The organism is Methylobacterium sp. WL7 (genome assembly GCF_008040085.1).
GTDB classification, from domain to species: domain Bacteria; phylum Pseudomonadota; class Alphaproteobacteria; order Rhizobiales; family Beijerinckiaceae; genus Methylobacterium; species Methylobacterium mesophilicum.
In genome coordinates this window covers 1-3,631 of sequence record NZ_VRVG01000243.1, presented here as the reverse complement: position 1 = coordinate 3,631, position 3,631 = coordinate 1, and the positions used below count along the sequence as shown (strand labels likewise).

3 protein-coding genes and 1 tRNA gene are annotated in these 3,631 nt (G+C 65.9%); all 4 read left to right on the top strand.

The window, feature by feature from the left end; all coding sequences use genetic code 11:
- The first annotated feature begins 19 nt into the window (after window positions 1–19).
- The 4 genes from FV233_RS28680 to rnhA all read left to right on the top strand — a co-directional run bounded on the left by FV233_RS28680 (window position 20) and on the right by rnhA (window position 3,317).
- Window positions 20–112 (top strand) — tRNA-Sec (locus FV233_RS28680).
- Between the two features lie 666 nt (window positions 113–778).
- Window positions 779–1,114, top strand: a complete 336-nt coding sequence (locus FV233_RS28675) for a hypothetical protein (RefSeq protein WP_246690128.1) — start codon at window positions 779–781, stop codon at window positions 1,112–1,114.
- A gap of 86 nt (window positions 1,115–1,200) precedes the next feature.
- Complete coding sequence (locus FV233_RS28670) at window positions 1,201–1,833, top strand: hypothetical protein (RefSeq protein WP_246690127.1); 633 nt, start codon at window positions 1,201–1,203, stop codon at window positions 1,831–1,833.
- Between the two features lie 821 nt (window positions 1,834–2,654).
- Window positions 2,655–3,317, top strand: a complete 663-nt coding sequence (gene rnhA, locus FV233_RS28665; protein WP_147899553.1) for a ribonuclease HI — start codon at window positions 2,655–2,657, stop codon at window positions 3,315–3,317.
- Window positions 3,318–3,631 lie beyond the last annotated feature (314 nt).

The following is a 3,631-nucleotide window of genomic DNA, read 5'->3' as shown; positions in this document are numbered from 1 at the left end:
GCCCCGTACCCCCGCCCGTGGAGGCGAACGGGGTCTGGTGGCCCCCCTGGTCTTCAAAACCAGTGGTACGCCAACAGCGTACGGTGGGTTCGATTCCCATCCGCTTCCGCCATGTATGCTCATAAGTCTTTGTAATCGCTCTGCAATTTGGGCTGCATCAAGTTCGGTCCCAATCCCGGTCCCAACTCGAATTTGTGATCTTTGGCGGATCTCTGCGGACGAGACGATCGTGTCTTCTCGGTGATTAGGTCTGGTTCGATGGCGACCGTAATGGTCGTCTAGCTTGTCAACGAAGGCACGGATGTCGGCCTCGGCATGGCAAGAGCTGCATTGTGGATCAAAAGTGACAGCCTGAGCCTCCACCCGTAGGGCCAGGGCCGGTCTGCGTTCGAAGCGTAGTCGCTCTATCGCCGTCGGTCACAGGTGACGCATTTCATGCGTCGCCATCGAGATGCGTCTCTGCGCCACCCGGGCTAACTCCACGAGGGCTAGCGCAGGTAATGCGTCGGTCGGTCGCGCCGAAATCGAAGCGCAGCTGTAAATTTTCGTCGGGCTTGCGGGAAACTCACTCATCGGCTCCGCCCGAGCCGCGGAGACTCGGTTCAATGCCCCCCGCCATCGCCCTCGATGCTATCCCGACGCCCGCTCGGTCCGCTCATTGACTAGGCGCGCCATGACCACGGACAACGCCGCCGGTCCGGACCCCGGCTTTCCCGTAAATGCAAAGCCCCCGCCGAGCGTCGGCATCTTCTGGGGTGTGCCAGAGGGCGATCGCACCGTGCTGGTAATCGACCGTACCTCCCTGGCGGGGGCGGAAGCCTACGGCGATTGCCTCACCCACCCCCGTGGACACCATGAGGTCTGGGAGGCCTGGCGCAAGCTGGGGGCCACGATGCTGCGCCGCCGCGGCCTACCGCCGGCCATCGCCGGCCACGAGTACGAGGCGTTCCCGCGCGGGCGGGTGGTCTACATGCGCGGACCCGCGCTGTTCACGCTGTACGCCGACCGGCACCTTCAGCGGCCGGAGGCAATCGCCGAACTCGTGCGGCTGTTCGGCCTTGCCGGGGAGCGCCACGCGGTGCGCTCGGACGCGCACTACCGCACCAACACCTAAAGAGGTCACACAACATGGGCGGTAGCTCAGACGACATTGAGGCGCTCCTCGTCGACGTCAAAGACGTAAGCAACCCGACGCCGGGGATGCTGCCGGCGATCTTCCGCGACATCGTCGGACGGCTCGACGCGGAGCGCTACGCCTACGCCGTTGTCGGACGCATCGCGCTGACGCTGCACGAGCAGGCGCGATACGTCGGCGTGATCGAGATCGTCGCCGACCTCGGCGCGGACGGGCGCGAGCGTGCCGCGGATCTCGTTCAGGCGACACGGGTGCGGTTCGCGCCGCACATGGACCCGAAGCTGTGCCCGCGGCCCATCGAGGTGACGCTGCGGCCCTGCGTCTGCGCGACCGAGGTCGGTTTGCTGGCGAAGGCGATCACCCGCCCGTGGTTCGGCGTCCCTGCGCGGCTGGCGAACGCGGAGCACCTGCTCTGGCTGTGGTGCCGAACGGACGGCATCGATCATCCAGCGGACGCCTCCGCGCTGATCACGGGGGGCACGGTCGACCTCTACCGCGTGCAGAGCCTTCTGCGTGAGACGGACGACCTGGAAGAGACGGGGCAGACGCGGCTGCGGCTGGCGATTGGCAACGCTGTCCTGTCGACGACGTCTTCGTTCAACCGGTATATGAGCGAGCGGCGCGCCCGGCTCGACCCGTACTATGTGCCAGTCTGGCGCCGCATCCTCGAAGATGGTGACGAGTCAAAGCCTGGCTGATCAAGTGCAAGTTTGCTCTGCCCCCACTTTCTGTGGCGTCGGCAGCGACCGAAGTCTTTGGCAGTTCGCGTTGCAAATGCAGGACGTCGCTGTGCGCTCGGACGCGCACTGTCAGCCGGACGTGAAGACGTAGGTAACTCACGCGTCACGGCGACCGGCACCCGCGCGAGGACATCGGCGCCATCGCTACAGAGGCCAGCGGCGGATCCGCCTGCGCACCACACTCCGGACGGGGCTATGTTTCTCCGAAACGCGCACAGACCGGATGTGAAGAGCGCCTCCCCGCCGGACTGCCTACCCCCGCCGGCTGGCGGACCGCCGACGCCGGCTACACCTGCGGCCATCCCCGCCGACGTACCAACTGGCTCGACGCACGTCAGGCCCCGTCCGCCCTTCAGGGGTCCGACGATGGCCAGCCCCCGCTCGGCCCCAGACACGGCAGCCTCCTTGCTGAATGCCGGTCGTGCTCACCTCTTGGGCGGCGATCACCATCCGGCGGCCCCCCTCACCCCGACAACGGCGTTTCCGGACGTTTCGCGGCCCCGCCAAGTGTTTGAAACTTGAAGAGTCAGAATGGCCTAGTTCGGCCGACAAACGGGCTACGCGGCGACCTGCGAGCTGTAGCTCGCCCCTAGCGCAACAACCGCCCTTCTACCCCACTTGACCCGTCTTAGCCGTCTCGCCAGTTGGCAAAATCTTCGAGGACCGGACGCTCTCATTCGGCTCAAACGGCGACCCGTGAAGATACCATCTGTCAGCCAATTTCGGGCACCGAGGGCGGCCTCCCATCGACCACCCCATACGGAAGGGCTGACGCGACAATGCGAACGATCGTTTATGCTGATGGCGGTTGCGACCCTAACCCCGGGCCAGGTGGTTGGGGGGTCGTCGTCGCCGCTCCGGACAGCACGGTCGAGCTGTGCGGCGGTGAGCCCGGCACCACAACCAACAACCGCATGGAGCTGACGGCTGCGATCAAGGGTCTGGAGCATTTCCCGGCCGGGGCCGCGATCGAGATGCGGTGCGACAGCCAGTACGTCGTCAAATCGGTGACCGAGTGGATGCGCGGTTGGAAGGCGAAGGGCTGGCGCACGACGACGGGTGACGTGAAGAACGTCGACCTCATGAAGCGCCTCGACGAATTGAACGCGGCGCGCGACGTGAAATGGACCTGGGTCCGGGGGCATGCCGGCGATCGTCTCAATGAGCGCGCCGACGCTCTCGTCCACCGGGGCCGTCGCGAAGCGAAGCTCGGCAAGCTCGAGTCGCGCAACAGTGCTGCGCCCCTACCTATCTCTACCGCCGCACCAGCTTTGCCGAGCCAAGGCGCCGCCCTGCGCGTCGATCTGGCACTTGGCCTCCAGGTCACGCGGGCCGCGAAGGTGGCGGGTATCACACCCGACGCTCTGGTCGACGATGCGATCCGCTTCTACCTTGAGATCGGACCGAGCGAAGTCGCCCGCCTGCGATCGAGCCGAGCATAGCGGGAGGCCGTTTGCGACGACGCCTGGTCGCCGGTCCGATCCCGGCTTTGCCACAAGCGTTCGCCGCTCGAACACCAGAAGGTCCGCTCCTGGGCAAGTAGCGGCCGATCAGCGAGGCATCCCTGAAGGTCTGCTTCGTGTCGACACAGGACGGTCACCCACGTGAAGCTGATTGCTCGCTGCCAAGCGGTGGGCTGATGTCCGCTCCTGGCGCATCCCGGACCCAAGTGACCGGACGGCGCTTTGACGCACGGCTGCGCGTGTCGAGCGCGTGTCCCACCGGCTACATCACATCCAACCCCTTTCACCTGCGC

Coding starts and splice junctions, on each gene's coding strand:
- FV233_RS28670 (WP_246690127.1), top strand. CDS start 1,201: ATGCTGCCGGCGATCTTCCGCGACATCGTCGGACGGCTCGACGCGGAG.
- rnhA (WP_147899553.1), top strand. CDS start 2,655: ATGCGAACGATCGTTTATGCTGATGGCGGTTGCGACCCTAACCCCGGG.